Annotated in this window: 18 protein-coding genes; all 18 read left to right on the forward strand. The window is 64.5% G+C overall.

All coding sequences use genetic code 11. The features are described from left to right. Nucleotides 1-19 precede the first annotated feature (19 nt). The 18 genes from plsX (at nucleotide 20) to pdxJ (ending at nucleotide 17,726) form a co-directional block, all read left to right on the forward strand. Entirely contained in the window at nucleotides 20-1,123 is a 1,104-nt protein-coding gene (gene plsX / locus C9I57_RS22645; RefSeq protein ID WP_107152872.1) for a phosphate acyltransferase PlsX, read from the forward strand. Continuing rightward, on the forward strand, nucleotides 1,123-2,112 hold the full coding sequence (locus C9I57_RS22650) for a beta-ketoacyl-ACP synthase III (protein WP_107152873.1): 990 nt from the start codon (nucleotides 1,123-1,125) through the stop codon (nucleotides 2,110-2,112). Before plsX ends, C9I57_RS22650 begins: the two co-directional genes overlap by 1 nt. 147 nt (nucleotides 2,113-2,259) lie before the next feature. After that, nucleotides 2,260-3,201 (forward strand): ACP S-malonyltransferase, encoded by a 942-nt coding sequence (gene fabD, locus C9I57_RS22655; protein WP_107152874.1) that lies wholly within the window; start codon nucleotides 2,260-2,262, stop codon nucleotides 3,199-3,201. A 74-nt stretch (nucleotides 3,202-3,275) separates the two neighbouring features. Beyond that, a complete protein-coding gene (gene fabG, locus C9I57_RS22660; RefSeq protein ID WP_107152875.1) occupies nucleotides 3,276-4,025 on the forward strand; it encodes a 3-oxoacyl-ACP reductase FabG in 750 nt (249 codons plus the stop codon). A gap of 157 nt (nucleotides 4,026-4,182) precedes the next feature. Beyond that, the gene (acpP, locus tag C9I57_RS22665; RefSeq protein WP_004197638.1) at nucleotides 4,183-4,422 is read left to right on the forward strand and encodes an acyl carrier protein; all 240 of its coding nucleotides are present in this window, start codon (nucleotides 4,183-4,185) and stop codon (nucleotides 4,420-4,422) included. Between the two features lie 185 nt (nucleotides 4,423-4,607). Beyond that, the gene (gene fabF / locus C9I57_RS22670; RefSeq protein ID WP_107152876.1) at nucleotides 4,608-5,846 is read left to right on the forward strand and encodes a beta-ketoacyl-ACP synthase II; all 1,239 of its coding nucleotides are present in this window, start codon (nucleotides 4,608-4,610) and stop codon (nucleotides 5,844-5,846) included. Between the two features lie 41 nt (nucleotides 5,847-5,887). Continuing rightward, nucleotides 5,888-6,307 (forward strand): hypothetical protein, encoded by a 420-nt coding sequence (locus C9I57_RS22675; RefSeq protein WP_146166251.1) that lies wholly within the window; start codon nucleotides 5,888-5,890, stop codon nucleotides 6,305-6,307. A 100-nt stretch (nucleotides 6,308-6,407) separates the two neighbouring features. Continuing rightward, nucleotides 6,408-7,007: an RNA polymerase sigma factor RpoE gene (rpoE, locus tag C9I57_RS22680; protein ID WP_018441580.1), complete on the forward strand. Its 600-nt coding sequence runs from the start codon at nucleotides 6,408-6,410 to the stop codon at nucleotides 7,005-7,007. A 115-nt stretch (nucleotides 7,008-7,122) separates the two neighbouring features. After that, nucleotides 7,123-7,758 carry a sigma-E factor negative regulatory protein gene (locus C9I57_RS22685; protein WP_107152878.1) on the forward strand — a complete coding sequence of 212 codons (636 nt, stop codon included), beginning with the start codon at nucleotides 7,123-7,125 and terminating at the stop codon, nucleotides 7,756-7,758. Nucleotides 7,759-7,762: 4 nt separating this feature from the next. Continuing rightward, the gene (locus tag C9I57_RS22690) at nucleotides 7,763-8,803 is read left to right on the forward strand and encodes a MucB/RseB C-terminal domain-containing protein (RefSeq protein ID WP_107152879.1); all 1,041 of its coding nucleotides are present in this window, start codon (nucleotides 7,763-7,765) and stop codon (nucleotides 8,801-8,803) included. A gap of 117 nt (nucleotides 8,804-8,920) precedes the next feature. Next, nucleotides 8,921-10,459: a DegQ family serine endoprotease gene (locus C9I57_RS22695; protein ID WP_107152880.1), complete on the forward strand. Its 1,539-nt coding sequence runs from the start codon at nucleotides 8,921-8,923 to the stop codon at nucleotides 10,457-10,459. Further along, nucleotides 10,456-10,740 carry a glutaredoxin family protein gene (locus tag C9I57_RS22700; RefSeq protein ID WP_107152881.1) on the forward strand — a complete coding sequence of 95 codons (285 nt, stop codon included), beginning with the start codon at nucleotides 10,456-10,458 and terminating at the stop codon, nucleotides 10,738-10,740. Before C9I57_RS22695 ends, C9I57_RS22700 begins: the two co-directional genes overlap by 4 nt. 151 nt (nucleotides 10,741-10,891) lie before the next feature. Continuing rightward, nucleotides 10,892-12,685, forward strand: coding sequence for a translation elongation factor 4 (gene lepA / locus C9I57_RS22705; RefSeq protein ID WP_107152882.1), 1,794 nt, complete (start codon nucleotides 10,892-10,894; stop codon nucleotides 12,683-12,685). Between the two features lie 16 nt (nucleotides 12,686-12,701). Beyond that, nucleotides 12,702-13,595, forward strand: coding sequence for a signal peptidase I (gene lepB / locus C9I57_RS22710; protein WP_107152883.1), 894 nt, complete (start codon nucleotides 12,702-12,704; stop codon nucleotides 13,593-13,595). Nucleotides 13,596-13,738: 143 nt separating this feature from the next. Then, nucleotides 13,739-15,115, forward strand: coding sequence for a ribonuclease III (gene rnc / locus C9I57_RS22715; protein ID WP_107152884.1), 1,377 nt, complete (start codon nucleotides 13,739-13,741; stop codon nucleotides 15,113-15,115). A 67-nt stretch (nucleotides 15,116-15,182) separates the two neighbouring features. After that, nucleotides 15,183-16,082 (forward strand): GTPase Era, encoded by a 900-nt coding sequence (gene era / locus C9I57_RS22720; protein WP_107152885.1) that lies wholly within the window; start codon nucleotides 15,183-15,185, stop codon nucleotides 16,080-16,082. Then, nucleotides 16,069-16,965 carry a DNA repair protein RecO gene (gene recO / locus C9I57_RS22725; RefSeq protein WP_107152886.1) on the forward strand — a complete coding sequence of 299 codons (897 nt, stop codon included), beginning with the start codon at nucleotides 16,069-16,071 and terminating at the stop codon, nucleotides 16,963-16,965. Before era ends, recO begins: the two co-directional genes overlap by 14 nt. Then, entirely contained in the window at nucleotides 16,962-17,726 is a 765-nt protein-coding gene (gene pdxJ, locus C9I57_RS22730; RefSeq protein ID WP_107152887.1) for a pyridoxine 5'-phosphate synthase, read from the forward strand. The genes recO and pdxJ overlap by 4 nt, the downstream gene beginning before the upstream one ends. Nucleotides 17,727-17,728 lie beyond the last annotated feature (2 nt).

Raw genomic sequence — 17,728 nt, forward strand, 5'->3', positions numbered from 1 at the left:
CTGAAATTCGTCGCGGTTCATGACCACTAAGCTCACGATAGACTGCATGGGAGGCGACCACGGCCCGTCCGTGACGGTTCCCGCGGCAGTCAGCTTCGTACGTTCGCATCCCGATGCGCATCTCGTGCTCGTCGGTCTCGAAGCGCCGATTCGAGCTCAACTGAAAAAAGCGAAGGCGCTCGATCTGCCGGCGCTCAGCGTCGTGCCGGCTTCGGAAGTCGTCGCCATGGACGACCCGGTCGAAGTCGCGCTGCGCAGGAAGAAGGACTCGTCGATGCGCGTGGCGCTCGGCCTCGTCAAGGACGAGTCGGCGCAGGCTTGCATATCCGCGGGCAACACGGGTGCGCTGATGGCCGTCTCGCGCTACGTGCTGAAGACGCTTCCCGGCATCGAGCGCCCCGCGATCGCGTCGGCGCTGCCGAATTCGCGCGGCTATACGATGATGCTCGACCTCGGCGCGAACGTCGATTGCGAGCCGCAGCATCTCGTTCAATTCGCCGAGATGGGGCACGCGCTCGTCTCCGCGCTCGAAGGCAAGGACCGGCCGACGATCGGTTTGCTCAACATCGGCGAAGAAGTCATCAAAGGCAACGAAACGATCAAGCGCGCGGGTGAGCTGTTGCGCGCGAGCACGCTGAACTTTCGCGGCAACGTCGAAGGCAACGACATCTACAAGGGCACGACGGACGTGATCGTCTGCGACGGTTTCGTCGGCAACGTCGCCTTGAAGACGTCGGAGGGTCTCGCGCAGATGCTCTCGGAGATCATCCGCGAAGAGTTCGGGCGCTCGCTGCTCACGAAGCTGATGGCGCTTCTCGCGTTGCCCGTCCTCATGCGCTTCAAGAAGCGCGTCGATCATCGCCAATACAACGGCGCCGCGCTGCTCGGGCTGCGCGGACTCGTCATCAAGAGCCATGGCTCGGCGGACGCGTACGCGTTTGAGTGGGCCATCAAACGCGGGTATGATGCAGTCAAAAATGGCGTCCTCGAGCGCCTCGCGCGGGCGATGGAGGAGAATGCCTATCCGCTCGAGCAGGCCACGCGCGCCTCGGGCGGCGCCGGCTCCGCCAATCCCGCCGGCCGCCCGGCCGAGCCTTACGCCGCGGTATCTTCGAAAGCATAATGGCCCAATCCAAAATCTATTCCCGCGTGCTTGGCACGGGCAGCTGTCTGCCGTCCAACCGCGTCACCAATCAGGAGCTGGCGGATCGTCTTGCCAAGCGCGGTGTGGAAACGAGCGACGAGTGGATCGTTGCGCGCACGGGCATCCACGCCCGCCACTTTGCCGATCCCGACCAGGCGACGAGCGATCTCGCGCTTGTCGCTTCGCAGCGGGCCATCGAGGCCGCCGGCATCGATCCGCAGTCGATCGACCTCATCGTCGTCGCCACGTCGACGCCCGATTTCGTCTTTCCGAGCACGGCCTGCCTGTTGCAGAACAAGCTCGAAATCAAGAACAACGGAGCCGCGTTCGACGTGCAGGCCGTCTGCTCGGGCTTCGCTTACGCAATCGCGACCGTCGACGCGCTCATTCGCAGCGGTCAGCATCGGACGGCGCTCGTGGTCGGCGCCGAGACGTTCTCGCGCATTCTCGACTTCGATGACCGCACGACTTGCGTGCTGTTCGGCGACGGCGCCGGCGCCGTCATCCTGTCGGCTTCCGAGGAGCCGGGCGTGCTCGCGAGCGCGCTGCACGCCGATGGCAGCCATGCGGACATTCTTTGCACGCCGGGGCATGTGAACGGTGGCGTCGTCGCCGGCAGCGCATTCCTTCATATGGATGGGCAGGCCGTCTTCAAGCTCGCCGTCAACGTTCTCGAGAAGGTCGCCGTCGAGGCGCTCGACAAGGCGCATCTGTCGCCCGGCCAGGTCGATTGGCTAATACCGCACCAGGCCAATATCCGTATCATGACGAGCACCTGTCGCAAGCTGGGTCTGCCGACGGAGCGCATGGTCGTGACGGTTGGCGAGCACGGCAATACGTCGGCGGCGTCGATTCCGCTCGCGCTCGATGTCGCCGTGCGCGACGGGCGCATCAAACGCGGTCAGCATGTGCTGATCGAAGGTGTCGGCGGCGGCTTCACGTGGGGAGCGTCCGTCATTCGCTATTGATGATCGGCGCTTGGCGTCGGCTGTCGGGCGGTGCTCTCCGGGCATGCGTGAGCGTACCGCCGCGCGCGGCTTCGCCTGCAGTGGGCGGCCGCGGCACTCGATGCTCGCACCAACTTCCATAAAAGAACTTCTGCAATCGAGGAAGAGATGAAATTCGCGTTCGTATTTCCTGGGCAAGGCTCGCAATCGGTCGGCATGCTGGACGCGTTCGCCGATAATGCGGCCGTGCGTGAAACGCTTCAGGAGGCGTCCGATGCGCTCGGGCAGGATCTCGGCAAGCTGATCGCCGAAGGTCCGGCCGACGAGTTGAACCTCACGACGAACACGCAGCCCGTCATGCTCACCGCGGCGTATGCGCTCTATCGCGCGTGGCGCGCGGCGGGCGGTCCCGCGCCGTCGGTGGTGGCCGGGCACAGCCTCGGCGAATACACGGCGCTCGTCGCGGCCGGCGCGCTTGCTTTTCGCGATGCGCTGCCGCTCGTGCGCTTTCGCGCCCAGGCGATGCAAACGGCGGTTCCGGTCGGTGTCGGCGGCATGGCCGCGATCCTCGGTCTCGACGACGACACGGTGCGCACGGTGTGCGCCGACGCCGCGAGCGAAGGCGCGGGCGTCGTGGAAGCGGTGAACTTCAATGCGCCGTCGCAAGTCGTGATCGCCGGTCACAAGGCGGCCGTCGAAAAGGCCTGCGAGCTCGCGAAGAGCAAGGGCGCCAAGCGCGCGCTGCCGCTGCCGGTCTCGGCGCCGTTTCACTCGTCGCTTCTGAAGCCGGCTTCGGACCGCCTGCGCGAGTACCTGGCGAGCGTCGAGGTGAACGTGCCGCAGATTCCCGTCGTCAACAATGTCGACGTGGCGACGACCATGGAGCCGGCCGCGATCAAGGACGCACTCGTGCGCCAGGCCGCGGGTGCCGTTCGGTGGGTCGAATGCGTGCAGTCGATCGCGAAGAGCGGCGTGACGCACGTGATCGAATGCGGTCCCGGCAAGGTGCTCGCCGGACTCACGAAGCGCATCGACGCGAATCTCGTCGGCGGCGCAATCACGGACCCGGCCTCGCTCGAAGACATGCTGAAGGCCGTCGCGGCCGGGTGAAACCGGCAGGGCTCGCCATCGGCGCCCGGCAATGAAGTCAACGGTAAGCGCAAAAGGGATCAATCGGACGGATCATGGAAAAGGCTCTCGATAAACAGGTCGCCCTCGTGACAGGCGCTTCGCGTGGCATCGGCCGCGCCATCGCGCTCGAGCTCGCGCGCCAAGGCGCGACCGTCATCGGCACCGCGACGAGCGAGGCCGGTGCGCAAAGCATCGGCGAGGCGCTCGCGGCACAGGGCGGAGCGGGTCGCGGCGCGGTGCTCGACGTGAACGACGGCGCTGCCGTCGAAGCCCTCATCGAGAGCACGGTCAAGGAGTTCGGCGCGCTCAACGTGCTCGTCAACAATGCCGGCATCACGCAAGATCAGCTCGCGATGCGGATGAAGGACGACGATTGGGATGCCGTCGTCGATACGAACCTGAAAGCCGTGTTCCGTCTCTCGCGCGCGGTGCTGCGCCCGATGATGAAGGCGCGCGGCGGACGCATCATCAACATCACGTCGGTCGTCGGATCGACGGGCAATCCGGGACAGGTCAATTACGCGGCGGCCAAGGCCGGGGTCGCGGGCATGACGCGTGCGCTGGCACGGGAGATCGGCAGCCGCGGCATCACCGTCAACTGTATCGCGCCCGGGTTCATCGACACCGACATGACGAAGGTGCTGCCCGAGGAGCAGCAGGCGGCGCTCAAGGCGCAGATTCCGCTGGGCCGGCTCGGTTCGCCCGACGACATCGCGCATGCCGTCGCGTTCCTCGCGTCGCCGTTCGCCGGGTATATCACCGGCACGACGCTGCATGTCAACGGCGGCATGTTCATGTCGTAACCGAAATCGGGTAACATCCGCGCCTTGGCGTATTTCCCCCTTTCGGGGAGCGCCGTTGCGACGGGTTTTGCCCTACCTTGCGCGTGCTTTTTCGCAGAACCAAACCTGATAAAATGCGCGCACTTGCATTTTTGAACTTCTTTCCCTCGGAGGGGTAATGGACAACATCGAACAGCGCGTCAAGAAGATCGTCGCGGAACAACTGGGCGTCGCCGAAGCTGAAATCAAAAACGAGGCCTCGTTCGTGAACGATCTCGGTGCGGACTCGCTCGACACCGTCGAACTCGTCATGGCGCTCGAAGATGAGTTCGGCATGGAAATTCCCGACGAAGAGGCCGAAAAGATCACGACGGTTCAACAAGCGATCGATTACGCTCGCGCGAACGTCAAGGCCTGACGCTCGTCGGACCTTTCGCTCGTTTTCGAGCTGGCCACGTCGCGTTCGTCAAGCGCTCGTCAAACGCGCGTCACGCCAATGCCAGGTACGGGCTGATGCTGAATTCATAGCCACGGGGCATGCAGGGCCGTTCCCTGCGGCCGCTGTGGCTTTTGCTTTTGTCATTCTATGGAAAAGAGGTTACCGTGAGCCGTCGTCGTGTTGTCGTTACAGGCTTGGGGCTCGTCTCGCCTGTTGGCAATGATGTTGCCGACGGATGGGCCAATCTGGTGGCCGGGAAGTCCGGCATTGCCAACATCACGAAGTTCGACGCGACGAACTTCTCGACGCGCTTCGCAGGCGAGGTGAAGGGCTTCAACGTCGAGGATTATCTCGAGGCGAAAGAAGCCCGCAAGATGGATACGTTCATCCATTACGGCCTCGCCGCCGGCATTCAGGCGATCAAGGATAGCGGCCTCGAAGTGACGGAAGCGGATGCCGAGCGCATCGGCGTCGTGGTGGGCTCGGGCATCGGCGGCCTGCCGATGATCGAAGCCACGCAAATGGAGCTGCACAACCGTGGCCCGCGGCGGATTTCCCCGTTTTTCGTGCCCGCATCGATCATCAACATGATCTCCGGTCATCTGTCGATGATGTACGGTCTGAAGGGGCCGAATCTCGCGATCGTGACGGCCTGCACGACGGGTCTGCACTGCATCGGCGAAGCGTCGCGGCTCATCGAGTACGGCGATGCCGACGTGATGGTCGCGGGCGGCGCCGAGTCGACGGTCTCGCCGCTCGGCATCGGCGGCTTCGCGGCGGCGCGTGCCCTCTCGCAGCGCAATGACGATCCCGCAACGGCGAGCCGCCCGTGGGACACGGGCCGCGATGGCTTCGTGCTCGGCGAGGGCGCGGGCGTCATGGTGCTCGAGGAGTACGAGCACGCGAAGGCGCGCGGCGCGAAGATCTACGCGGAGATCGCCGGCTATGGCATGAGCGCCGATGCTTACCATATGACGGCGCCGCTCGAGGATGGCGACGGTGCGCGCCGCTGCATGCAGGCGGCGTTGCGCAACGCGGGCATCAATGCCGAAGAGGTGAACTACGTCAACGCGCATGGCACGTCGACGCCGCTCGGCGATCTCGCCGAGACGATCGGCATCAAGCGTGCGCTCGGCGAACAGGCCAAGCGCGTCGTCGTCAATTCGACGAAGTCGATGACGGGCCACCTGCTCGGCGGCTCGGGCGGACTCGAGTCGGTGTTCACGGTGCTCGCCGTCCACCATCAGATGTCGCCACCGACGATCAACATCTTCGAGCAGGATCCCGAATGCGATCTCGACTACTGCGCCAACACGGCGCGGGAAATGAAGATCGACGTCGCGCTGAAGAACTCGTTCGGGTTCGGCGGCACGAACGGGACGCTGGTTTTCAAGCGCATCTGAGTCGCTTGCCTGGCGGACCCGAACGTTTCTGGGCGCAGCGCGTGCCGCAAGGCATCGCGCTGTCGCGCTCGGTTGCTGTTCGGGCGAGTCTCTTCATTTTCACCCTGCTCGCGGCGCTTGCGGTACGGAGCGTCGTCATGCCGCGAGGCGGCGACCTGGCTGCCTTCGCGCTCGCCGCGGCCACCTTCGGGGCCCTCGCGCTTGCCGCGTTGGGCCATGAACGCCGGCAACCCGCGGCGCTTTCACTCGAGGCCGACGGCATCGCGGCCTATGACCGCTCGGGGCGCTTGCTCGTGCGGGGCCGCATCGCCGGCTGCGCCCAATGGGCGAGCCTGCTTCTCGTCATCGCGGTCATGCCGCATGGCGGATCGCGCCTGTCGAGGCTGCTCGTCACGGCCGATGCGCTTCCCGCCGAAGCCTTTCGCGAACTGGCCGTGCGGGCGAGGCATGCGGCGATGTAACGACGGTAACCAACGTTACAGCCCATCCGGCATCAGGCGTTGAAGGGGGCGCTACAATAGCGGTCCGCAACGCGCCCCCCAAAAGTAAACGGACCATCAGGTGAGCGAAAAAGAGATTGACCAGGTACTGGTCGAACGCGTGCAAAAAGGCGACAAAGCCGCGTTCGAGCTCCTGGTCTCCAAGTACCATCGGAAGATCATCCGGCTGATCTCGCGCCTCGTGCGCGACCCGGCGGAGGTCGAGGATGTCGCTCAGGATGCATTCATCAAGGCGTATCGCGCACTGCCGCAGTTTCGCGGCGAGTCGGCGTTCTACACGTGGCTATACCGGATCGCGGTCAATACGGCCAAGAACTATCTCGCCACGCAGAGCCGTCGAGCCCCGACTTCGACCGAAGCCGATGCGGAGGAAGCTGAAACTTTCTCGGACGCCGATCAACTAAGGGATATCAACACGCCCGAGTCGGTGTTGATGAGCAAGCAGATTGCGCAGACGGTCAATGCCGCGATGGCGTTGCTGCCGGAAGAGTTGCGCGTCGCCATTACGCTTCGAGAAATCGAAGGCCTCAGCTACGAGGAAATCGCCGAGATGATGGGGTGCCCGATCGGCACCGTGCGGTCTCGTATTTTTCGCGCGCGCGAGGCAATTGCGGCAAAATTGCGTCCGTTGCTCGATACGCCGGAGGGCAAGCGCTGGTAGCGGCTGCCTAGTGGCGGCTAAGAGTGCGCCCTGCGGGTGCGACGGGCTACGGGCGGTGCTGCACGGGCGCGCGGAGCGGTTTGATTACGGGTGTTTGCAAGAATTGGGGAGCGTCATGGGGTCGGTATCGAAGGTTTCGCAGGGCTCGCGAGGCGAGCGTTTATCCGCCTTTGTAGACGGTGAGTGGTTCGATGGAGCGGAACAAGCCGATGCCGTCCTTTCGGGGTTGAGCGGCGCCGATCGGGCCGCCTGGTCCGACTATCACCTGATCGGTGATGCTTTGCGCTCGGATGATCTGGCGGTTCATCCCGCGGCGAGCAGCGCATTCCTGCGCGGATTCGCCGCGCGGCTCGAAGCCGAGCCGCACGTGCTTGCGCCGGCTGCCTCCGCGGCACCGGCCGCGCGCCGCGACGGCCGCGGCCTCTCGTTCGTCGGCCGGCGGTTCGCGCCGAGTCTCGCGGCTGCCGCGGCCGCGGCCGTGCTGACCTGGATCGTTGTTCCGCAAGTCCAGCATGCCGGCGGGCAGCAGGCGGCGCTGCAAACGGCGGCCGTTCAGGCCCGGCATGATCCGGTGCAAACAGTCGCGATGGCGGGCGGCCGCGATTCGTCGAATGCGGGCGAGCTCAACATCATTCGCGACGCCCGGCTCGACGAGTACCTCGAAGCACACCAGCAGTTCGCTCAGCAACCCGTGGTGCCGGGCTCCGCACCGTTCATCCGCGCGGCGGCGCTGACTTCCCAAGGCCAATAAGCTGATGCCGATATCGGGGGTTAGGCGCATCGCCGCAAAGAGTCGGCTGCCGGTCTGGTTGCTCTTCGTGGCCGCGTTGCTGTCGGTTGCACCGCAGGCTTTCGCGCAGGCGGGCCGCACCGCCGATTCGTCGGTCGAGGCCGCGAACCGGCTCGATCGGATTCCGCGCGCCGCGCAGCAGGAGAACTACGAGGGCGTTTTCGTCTATCAGCGCGGCACGTTCGTTCAATCTTCGCGGATCTCCCATTACGCGGTGCACGGCAGCGAGTACGAAGCGCTCGAAACGCTCGACGGCAAGCCGCGCAAGCTGCTGAGGCACGATGACGACCTCTTCACGTTCGTACCCGAGCGCCATCTTTGCGTCGTCGAGAAGCGGCAGAACCGCGACGCGTTTCCCGCGCTCTTGAGCGAAAGCGGGCGCGACGTCCTTGCCGTCTACGATTCGAAGATGCTGCCTCCCGATCGCGTGGCCGGCATCGACGCGCAGGTGATCGAGCTCGATCCGAAGGATGCCTATCGCTTTTCGTACAAGTTGTGGACCGATTCGAAGACGGGGCTTTTGCTGCGCGCGCAGACGCTGGACGCGAGCGGCCAGGTGCTCGAGCAGATCTCGTTCACCCAGTTGCGGATCGGCGTGCCGGCCCAAAAGGCGCCTATCGCGGCCGGGATTCGTAACACGGCCGGCTGGACGCTCGTCCATCCGCCCGTCGAGCCCGTCGACATGGAAGCCCAGGGCTGGTCGCTGAACCCCGACGTGCCGGGCTTTCGCAAGATTCGCGAGGTGCGGCGGCCCATGGCGGCCCGCGATGCCGGCGATCCGCCGATTCCCGTCGATCAGGCCGTCTTTTCCGACGGGCTCTCCACGGTTTCCGTCTTCGTCGAGCCCACCGAAAAAAACTCACGCAAGGAAGGCGCGGGCGCGAGCGGCGCGACGCACGTGCTCGTCACGCGGCACGGCGATTATTGGATCACCTTGCTTGGCGAGGTTCCTCAAGGCACACTGCAACTATTCGCCGCTGCCATAAAATACAAGGCTGCGAAATAAGCTTTCGATCCCTTTGAGTATTCAGCCGTTCCAGCGCTTCGAGTCCTTTTGCGTCATTCGAAGCGTCGGGCGGCGTGGCGGCAGCCTTTCGGTCAACGTTTCGGTCCAATCCCCCTTATGAATCACTCGGTGCGCAAATTCTTCGCGGCCGCCGCGCTGCTGGCTTGCCTGCCTTTCATGCCCGAGCTCGCCGCCGCGATGCCGGCCGCCAGCCTGCCCGATTTCACCGACCTCGTCGACAAAGTCGGGCCGGCCGTAGTCAACATTCGGACGACGACGCATGTCTCGAGCGGGGGCCCGCAGCGCGCGCTTCCGCCGGGCACGGACGAAGGCGACATGTCGGAGTTCTTCCGGCGCTTTTTCGGCATTCCGCTGCCGCAGGCGCCGAATGGCCAAAACGGCCAGAACGGTCAAAACGGGCAGAACACGCCGCGCGGCGGCCAGAACGACGGTGGCAACGGCGGCAACCCGGACGGGCCCGACAGCGACTCCGAGCAAAATGCCGGGGTCGGTTCCGGCTTCATCGTTTCGCAGGACGGCTACGTGATGACGAACGCACACGTGGTCGACGATGCGGACACGATCTATGTCACGCTGACCGACAAGCGCGAGTTCAAGGCGAAGCTGATCGGCTCGGACGACCGCACCGACGTGGCGATCGTCAAGATCAATGCCTCGAATCTGCCTACGGTCACGATCGGCGATTCGAACAAGGTGCGCGTCGGCGAGTGGGTCGTGGCGATCGGTTCGCCGTTCGGCCTCGACAATACGGTGACGGCCGGCATCGTCAGCGCGAAGGGGCGCGATACGGGCGACTATCTGCCGTTCATCCAGACCGACGTGGCGGTGAACCCGGGTAATTCGGGTGGGCCGCTCATCGACATGCAAGGGCAGGTGATCGGCATCAACTCGCAGATCTATAGCCGCACGGGCGGGTTCATGGGCATTTCGTTCGCGATTCCGATCGACGAAGCCATGCGCGTGGCCGAGCAGCTCAAGGCGACGGGGCGCGTCGTGCGAGGTCGCATCGCTGTCGCGATCGGGCAGGTGACGAAGGACGTCGCCGATTCGCTGGGGCTGCCAAAAGCCGAAGGCGCGCTCGTCAGCAATGTCGAATCGGGCGGCCCGGCCGACAAGGCCGGCGTGCAGCCCGGCGACATCATCCTCAAGTTCAACGGCGCGCCCGTCGATACCGATACCGATCTGCCGCGCATGGTCGGCGACACGAAGCCCGGCACGCGGACGACGGTGACCGTCTGGCGCAAGGGGCAGTCGATGGACTTGCCGATCACCGTCGCCGAGACACCGTCGGAAAAGACGGTGAAGACCGGCGATCATGAAGCGCCGTCGGCGAAACCGCAGCCGCGCAATCCGCTAGGCGTGACGGTCAGCGAGATCCCGGCCGATCAGCGCAAGTCGTTGAAGCTGAAGGGCGGTGTGCAAGTGGAGACGGTCGAGGGGCCCGCCGCGCGCGTCGGTCTGCAAAAGGGCGACATCATTCTGCGCATCGGCGATAACGACATCGGCAGCACGAAGGATTTCCAGCAAGCCGTCGCGCATCTCGACCCGCAGAAGACCGTGGCCGTGCTCGTTCGGCGCGGCGAGAACACGCAGTTCGTGCCGATGCGCCCGCGTGTGGCGATGGCGCAGAAATGACGCAGAACTCGCGCGTGCCGACGCCATCCGCGCCGACGCTCGCGCTTTATAGCCGCGCGTGGTGTCACTTGTGCGAGGAGATGCGGGCCGCGCTCGTCCCGCTGGCCGCCGAGTTCGGAGCGAAGGTCGAGGTGATCGACGTCGATGCCGATCCGGCGCTCGTCGCCCGCTATGACGAACTCGTACCCGTCCTGGTCCTGGACGGCGTCGAGCTTTCCCGTTACAGGCTCGACGCCGAGCGCGTGCGTGCGACGCTCGCGGCTCGGCGCATGGGCGTCTGACGACGGGCCCGTGCGATACCCGCCGCAATGCGCCGTCGAGCCCGTCATTTCGGGTAAAATAGGCCGTTTTTCAGTACTCCCGAGGCGTGCTCCGCAGTTCTCCGAGCGCGCCTTTTTCGCTTCGATCGGCACGGCCTGCCTTACGCACTGAATGAATCATATTCGCAACTTCTCGATCATTGCCCATATCGACCACGGCAAGTCGACGCTCGCCGATCGCATCATTCAGATTTGCGGCGGCCTGTCCGACCGCGAAATGGAATCGCAGGTGCTCGATTCGATGGACCTCGAGCGCGAACGCGGCATTACGATCAAGGCGCAGACCGCGGCGCTCAGCTATCGCGCGCGCGACGGCGAGCTCTACAACCTCAACTTGATCGATACGCCGGGACACGTCGATTTCTCCTACGAGGTAAGCCGCTCGCTGTCGGCTTGCGAAGGCGCGCTGCTCGTCGTCGATGCGAGCCAGGGCGTCGAGGCGCAAACGGTGGCCAATTGCTACACGGCGATCGAGCTCGGCGTCGAAGTCGTGCCCGTGCTCAACAAGATCGACCTTCCCGCGGCCAATCCCGAGAACGCGATCGCCGAGATCGAGGACGTCATCGGTATCGATGCGGCCGATGCGGTACGCTGCAGCGCGAAGACCGGTCTCGGCGTCGAAGACGTGCTCGAGGCGCTGATCGCGAAGGTGCCGCCGCCGAAGGGCGACCCGCAGGCGCCGCTGCAGGCGCTCATCATCGATTCGTGGTTCGATAACTACGTTGGCGTCGTCATGCTCGTGCGCATCGTCAACGGCACGCTGCGGCCGAAAGACAAGATCCGGCTCATGGCGACGGGCGCGCAATACGGCGTCGAGCATATCGGCGTCTTCACGCCGAAATCGAAGAATCTCGACGAGCTTTCGGCCGGACAGGTCGGCTTCATCATCGCGGGGATCAAGGAGCTGACGGCGGCGAAAGTCGGCGATACGGTGACGCTCGCCAATCGGCCCGCCGACGAGCCGCTGCCGGGCTTCAAGGAAGTCAAGCCGCAGGTGTTCGCGGGGCTTTATCCCGTCGAAGCAAACCAATACGACGCGCTGCGCGAGTCGCTCGAGAAGCTCAAGCTCAACGACGCTTCGCTGCAGTACGAGCCCGAAGTTTCGCAAGCGCTCGGCTTCGGCTTCCGCTGCGGGTTCCTCGGGCTCCTGCATATGGAGATCGTGCAGGAGCGGCTCGAACGCGAGTTCGACATGGACCTCATCACGACGGCGCCGACCGTCGTCTACGAGGTCGCGCTGCACGACGGCACCACGATCATGGTCGAGAATCCGGCCAAGATGCCCGATCCGTCGAAGACCGAGGAAATTCGCGAGCCGATCGTGACCGTGAACCTGTACATGCCGCAGGACTACGTCGGCTCGGTCATCACACTTTGCACGCAAAAGCGCGGCTCGCAGATCAACATGCAGTACCACGGCCGCCAGGTGCAGCTCACCTACGAAATCCCGATGGCCGAGATCGTGCTCGACTTCTTCGATCGGCTCAAGTCGGTCTCGCGCGGCTATGCGTCGATGGACTACGAGTTCAAGGAGTACCGCGCGTCGGACGTCGTCAAGGTCGACATGCTGATCAACGGCGACAAGGTCGATGCGTTGTCGGTCATCGTCCACCGCTCGCAATCGCAGTATCGCGGGCGCGAGGTGGCGGCGAAGATGCGCGAGATCATTCCGCGCCAGATGTACGATGTCGCGATTCAGGCGGCCATCGGCGCGCACATCATCGCTCGCGAGAACATCAAGGCGTTGCGTAAGAACGTGCTTGCGAAGTGTTATGGCGGCGACATCACACGCAAGAAGAAGCTGCTGGAAAAGCAAAAAGAAGGCAAGAAGCGAATGAAGCAGGTCGGATCCGTCGAGATTCCGCAGGAGGCTTTCCTCGCAATCTTGCGCGTCGAAGACAAATAACGAAGGACCTGACTACATGAACTTCGCGTTGATTCTTTTCGTGCTCGTCGTTTTGACGGGCTTTGCATGGATCGCGGACAAACTCGTTTTCTTGCCGCAGCGGCGCCAGGCCGCTGAAGCCGCCGTCGTGGAGTTCGATCGGCAGCAGGCGCGCGTCGGCGAGCGCTTTGCCGACGAGAACGCTCCCGTCACACGCGCCCGTCTGCGTGACGAGAAGCTGCGCCAGCCGTGGTGGCTCGAATATACGGCGAGTTTCTTCCCCGTGATTCTCATCGTCTTCCTCGTGCGCTCGTTCGTCGTCGAGCCGTTCAAGATTCCGTCGGGCTCGATGGTGCCGACGCTGCTCGTCGGCGATTTCATCCTCGTCAACAAGTTCGAATACGGGCTTCGGCTGCCGATCACGAATACGAAGGTCACGCAGGGCGAGCCGTTGAAGCGCGGCGACGTCGTCGTGTTTCGTTATCCGAAAGACGAATCGGTCGACTACATCAAGCGCGTGATCGGCTTGCCCGGCGACGTCGTCGCGTACGAAGACAAGAAGCTCACGATCAATGGCAAGCCGGTGCCCGAAACGCCGCTGGCCGATTACTTCGACGAAGAGCGCGTCGGCTATGCGAAGCAGTTCGAGGAAGACCTCGGCGACCGCAAGAACGCCATCCTGAACAATCCCGCCGTGCCGCCCTTCATCATCGGTGCCGAAGACTATCCGTATCGCGACAACTGCTCGTACAACAACCGCGGTGTCGTCTGCAAAGTGCCGCCGGGCAACTATTTCATGATGGGCGATAACCGCGACAACAGCGCCGACAGTCGCTATTGGGGCTTCGTGCCCGATGCGAACATCGTGGGACGCGCGTTCTTCATCTGGATGAACTTCAGCAATCTCAAGCGCATCGGCTCGTTCGAGTGAGCGCCAGGCGCGCGAAGCCGCGTCGGCTCGACGCATCACGCTTTCGTGGTTCGCCAGTCGGGGCCTGAGGCGGCCCCGATCCGCTTTTTTCGCGTCCAAGCCCGCCAAGACGACAGGCGAAAGGCGCGCGTTATACTCTGCACATGCCGCTATCTCCGCTGGAAAGCCGGTTGCGCTACGAATTTCGCAATGCGGAATTGTTGCGCCAGGCCCTCACTCACCGCAGTCACAGTGCCTCGCACAATGAACGGCTCGAATTTTTGGGCGATTCCGTTCTAAATTGCGCGGTGGCGGCCTTATTGTTTCAGCGATTCGGCAAGCTGGACGAGGGCGACCTGTCGCGCGTGCGCGCGAACCTCGTCAAGCAGCAGTCGCTTTACGAGATTGCTCAGGCCCTCAATATTGCGGAAGGGCTCCGCCTCGGGGAGGGCGAACTCCGCAGCGGCGGGTTCAGGCGCCCGTCGATTCTCGCGGACGCCTTCGAGGCGATCCTCGGCGCGATCTTTCTCGACGGCGGTTTCGAGGCCGCCCAGACCGTCATCAAGCGCCTTTACGTGCCGATTCTCGATCACATCGATCCTCGCACGCTCGGCAAGGACTCGAAGACGCTGCTGCAGGAGTACTTGCAAGGCCACAAGATCGCGCTGCCGACCTACACCGTCGTTGCCACGCATGGTGCGGCGCACAATCAACAGTTCGAAGTCGAATGCACGGTGCCGAAGCTCGACGTGAAGGTGTCGGGGTCGGGGGCGAGCCGCCGGGCAGCCGAGCAGGCCGCGGCGAAGAAGGCGCTCGAGGAGGTGATGGCGCTGGCGCCGGCGATGGAAGTCAAAGCGAAGCGTTCGCGCGGCTCGCGCGCGGCGAAGCAGGGTGAGCCCGACATCGTGCCGGGCGTCAAGGGCGTGCAGGCGGCGCTCGATTTGCGCGCGCCGGATCGCGGTAAGGCTGAAAAGGACAAGGGTTCGCGTGGCGAGGCCGAGAAGGCCGCACGCGCGAGCGCGGAAGCGAAAGCAGCGCAGCCCGAGGCCGCGGACCGGGCGGTGCCCGCGCCGCCCCCCGCGATGATTCGGGCCGCTCACATCGAGCATAAGCCGGCGCTGCGGGCCGATGCGCCGGCTGCGAAGGCCGAAGCAGGCGCCAGGCCCGAATCGTCGACGCCGCAAAAGGCCGAAGGCCCCGGCAAGAGCGAAGCAGCGGCAAAGGCGGAGGCCGTGGCCGGCAAGTCCGAATCAGCGCCGGCCCAAAAAGCGGAAGGTGGCGGCAAAGGCGAGGTGACGGCCAAGCCGGAAACCGGAGCGGCAAAGGCGGACCCCGCAACGGCCAAACCGGACCCGGCCTCAGGCAAACCGGACCCAGCGGCAGGCAAACCGGACACCGCGGCGGGCAAACCGGACGCGTCGCCATCGTCGCAACATGAACCTGAAGGCGGCGGCAAGCGCGCCTCGGGCGGCGATGCCGAGCTTGTCTCCGATATCGCGGGCGCGGCCCGGCTGCGTGCAGCTGAACCCGACCATTCTTGAGCGATACGGGCCTTCCCCGCGCGAGAAGCGAAGCGGGCGCCTTTGCTCATACCGGCACTAGAACACCATGAACGCCTCCACTACCTCAGGTTTTCGTTGCGGCACCGTTGCGATCGTCGGCCGCCCGAATGTCGGCAAGTCGACGCTGATGAACGCGCTCGTCGGCCAGAAAATCAGCATCACGTCGCGCAAGGCGCAGACGACACGCCACCGGATCACCGGTATCCATACATTCGACGACGCCCAGTACGTCTTCGTCGATACGCCCGGCTTTCAGACGCAGCATAGCGGCGCGCTGAACCGATCGTTGAACCGTGCCGTGACGTCTACGCTGACGTCGGTCGACGCCGTACTGTTCGTCATCGAAGCAGGCCGGTTCGGTGCCGACGATCAAAAGGTGCTCGACCTGATTCCGCCATCGGCGCCGACGCTGCTCGTCGCCAACAAGCTCGACCGCATCGCCGACAAGACGACGCTCTTTCCTTTCCTCAAGGCCACGAGCGAGCTGCGCGAGTTCAAGGAAATCGTGCCGCTTTCGGCCAAGCAGCACGGCGATATCGAGCGGCTTTTGGCGACGATCAAGCCGTATCTGCCCGAGGGCGACCCGATCTATGGCGAGGACGACCTCACCGATCGCAGCGAGCGCTTTCTCGCCGCCGAGATTCTGCGCGAGAAGGTCTTCCGCTGGACGGGCGACGAGCTGCCCTATACGAGCACCGTGCTCATCGACAAGTTCGAGGAGGAAGGGCGCCTGCGCCGCGTCTTCGCGACGATCCTCGTCGATCGCGACTCGCACAAGGCGATGATCATCGGTCAGAAAGGGGCGAAGCTGAAGCAAATCAGCACGGAGGCGCGCCTCGACATGGAGAAGCTCTTCGGCGGCCCGGTCTACCTGGAGACGTTCGTGAAGGTCAAGAGCGGATGGGCCGACAACGAGGCCGGGCTACGCGCCTATGGATACGAATGACGTCTGCATGACCGTCGAAGGCGGCGAAGGCGGCGAAGGCGGTGACGGCGGCGACAGCCGCGACACCGATCGCGATACGGGACGAGCGGCGCTCACGCCGGCCGAGCCCGAGCCGCGCAAAGGCGCCCGGCGCGCGAACGGCGAGCGGCGCTCGTCCGCTCGCGCATCGGAACATCGCGTCACCGGGCAGCCCGCCTTCGTCCTGCACAGCTATCCGTACCGCGAGACGAGCCTCATCGTCGACATCCTGACGCGCGACCATGGCCGGCTCGCGCTCGTCGCGAAGGGCGCGAAGCGTCCGCATTCGGCATTGCGCGGCGTGCTGCAGACGTTTCAGCCGCTTTCGATTGCGTGGTCGGGCAAGTCGGAGATGCGCACCCTGACGGGAGCCGAGTGGGTCGGGGGCATGCTGCCGCTTTCGGGCGATGCGCTGCTGTGCGGTTTTTACGTCAACGAATTGCTCGTCAAGTTTTGCGCGCGCGAGGATCCGCATCCGCAACTCTTTCATCACTATGTCGTCACGCTCACGCGTCTCGGTCACGACGAGCCGGCCGTGCAGGTGCTGCGTTCGTTCGAGCGCGTGCTGCTGCGCGAGACCGGTTATGCGGTGTCGCTCGATCGCACGGCGGCGCGCAAGGCCGTGATCGCGCAAGGGCGTTACGTGTTCGACCCCGAGCGCGGCGTGCGCGAGGCATCGGACGATTTGCCGCGGCATTGGCCCGTCGTATCGGGCCAGACATTGCTCGATATGGAGAACGACGATTACCATCGTGCGCAGACGGTCGCGCAAAGCAAGACGCTGATGCGCTTTTTGCTCAACATCTATCTGGGCGGCGCGCCGCTTGCGACGCGTCAGATTCTGATCGACTTGCAAAACCTATGAGCTTCTTTCTGACGTCTCCCGAGGTCATCCATCTCGGCGTGAATATCGACCATGTCGCCACCCTGCGCAACGCGCGCGGAACGACCTACCCGGACCCCATCCGCGCCGCGCTCGCCGCCGAAGACGCCGGCGCCGATGCGATCACGCTCCATTTGCGCGAAGACCGCCGCCACATCGTCGATACCGACGTGCGCACGCTGCGGCCGCGGTTGAAGACGCGCATGAACCTCGAATGCGCCGTCACGCAGGAGATGCTCGACATCGCCTGCGACGTGCGTCCGCACGACGTTTGCCTCGTGCCTGAGAAGCGCGCGGAGCTGACGACCGAAGGCGGGCTCGACGTGGCCGGCCGGTTCGAAGCCGTGCGCGCGGCCTGCCGCCAGCTTGCCGATGCGGGCTCGCGCGTATCGCTCTTCATCGATGCCGACGAGGCGCAAATCCGCGCCGCGCACGAGGCCGGCGCGCCCGTCATCGAGCTTCACACGGGCCGCTATGCCGATGCGCACGATGAAAGCGAGCAGCGCGGCGAGTACGAGCGGATCGTACGCGGCGTCGAGCTCGGCCTCTCGCTGGGCTTGAAAGTCAACGCGGGTCACGGGCTTCATTACACGAACGTGCAGCAGATCGCCGCGATCGAAGGCATCGAAGAGCTCAACATCGGCCATGCAATCGTGGCGCAGGCGATCTTCACGGGCTGGGAGAGCGCCGTGCGCGAGATGAAGGCGATCATGGTTGCGGCGCGGCTCGCCGCCATGCACTGAGC

This window comes from Trinickia symbiotica (genome assembly GCF_003028655.1).
In the GTDB taxonomy this organism is placed as follows: domain Bacteria; phylum Pseudomonadota; class Gammaproteobacteria; order Burkholderiales; family Burkholderiaceae; genus Trinickia; species Trinickia symbiotica_A.

Excerpts from the sequence above, each read along its gene's own strand:
- C9I57_RS22690 (WP_107152879.1), top strand. The coding sequence starts at position 7,763 with ATGCCGATATCGGGGGTTAGGCGCATCGCCGCAAAGAGTCGGCTGCCG.
- C9I57_RS22685 (WP_107152878.1), top strand. The coding sequence starts at position 7,123 with ATGGGGTCGGTATCGAAGGTTTCGCAGGGCTCGCGAGGCGAGCGTTTA.
- pdxJ (WP_107152887.1), top strand. The coding sequence starts at position 16,962 with ATGAGCTTCTTTCTGACGTCTCCCGAGGTCATCCATCTCGGCGTGAAT.
- C9I57_RS22700 (WP_107152881.1), top strand. The coding sequence starts at position 10,456 with ATGACGCAGAACTCGCGCGTGCCGACGCCATCCGCGCCGACGCTCGCG.
- C9I57_RS22650 (WP_107152873.1), top strand. The coding sequence starts at position 1,123 with ATGGCCCAATCCAAAATCTATTCCCGCGTGCTTGGCACGGGCAGCTGT.
- rnc (WP_107152884.1), top strand. The coding sequence starts at position 13,739 with ATGCCGCTATCTCCGCTGGAAAGCCGGTTGCGCTACGAATTTCGCAAT.
- fabG (WP_107152875.1), top strand. The coding sequence starts at position 3,276 with ATGGAAAAGGCTCTCGATAAACAGGTCGCCCTCGTGACAGGCGCTTCG.
- lepB (WP_107152883.1), top strand. The coding sequence starts at position 12,702 with ATGAACTTCGCGTTGATTCTTTTCGTGCTCGTCGTTTTGACGGGCTTT.
- fabD (WP_107152874.1), top strand. The coding sequence starts at position 2,260 with ATGAAATTCGCGTTCGTATTTCCTGGGCAAGGCTCGCAATCGGTCGGC.
- acpP (WP_004197638.1), top strand. The coding sequence starts at position 4,183 with ATGGACAACATCGAACAGCGCGTCAAGAAGATCGTCGCGGAACAACTG.
- lepA (WP_107152882.1), top strand. The coding sequence starts at position 10,892 with ATGAATCATATTCGCAACTTCTCGATCATTGCCCATATCGACCACGGC.
- C9I57_RS22695 (WP_107152880.1), top strand. The coding sequence starts at position 8,921 with ATGAATCACTCGGTGCGCAAATTCTTCGCGGCCGCCGCGCTGCTGGCT.
- era (WP_107152885.1), top strand. The coding sequence starts at position 15,183 with ATGAACGCCTCCACTACCTCAGGTTTTCGTTGCGGCACCGTTGCGATC.
- plsX (WP_107152872.1), top strand. The coding sequence starts at position 20 with ATGACCACTAAGCTCACGATAGACTGCATGGGAGGCGACCACGGCCCG.
- recO (WP_107152886.1), top strand. The coding sequence starts at position 16,069 with ATGGATACGAATGACGTCTGCATGACCGTCGAAGGCGGCGAAGGCGGC.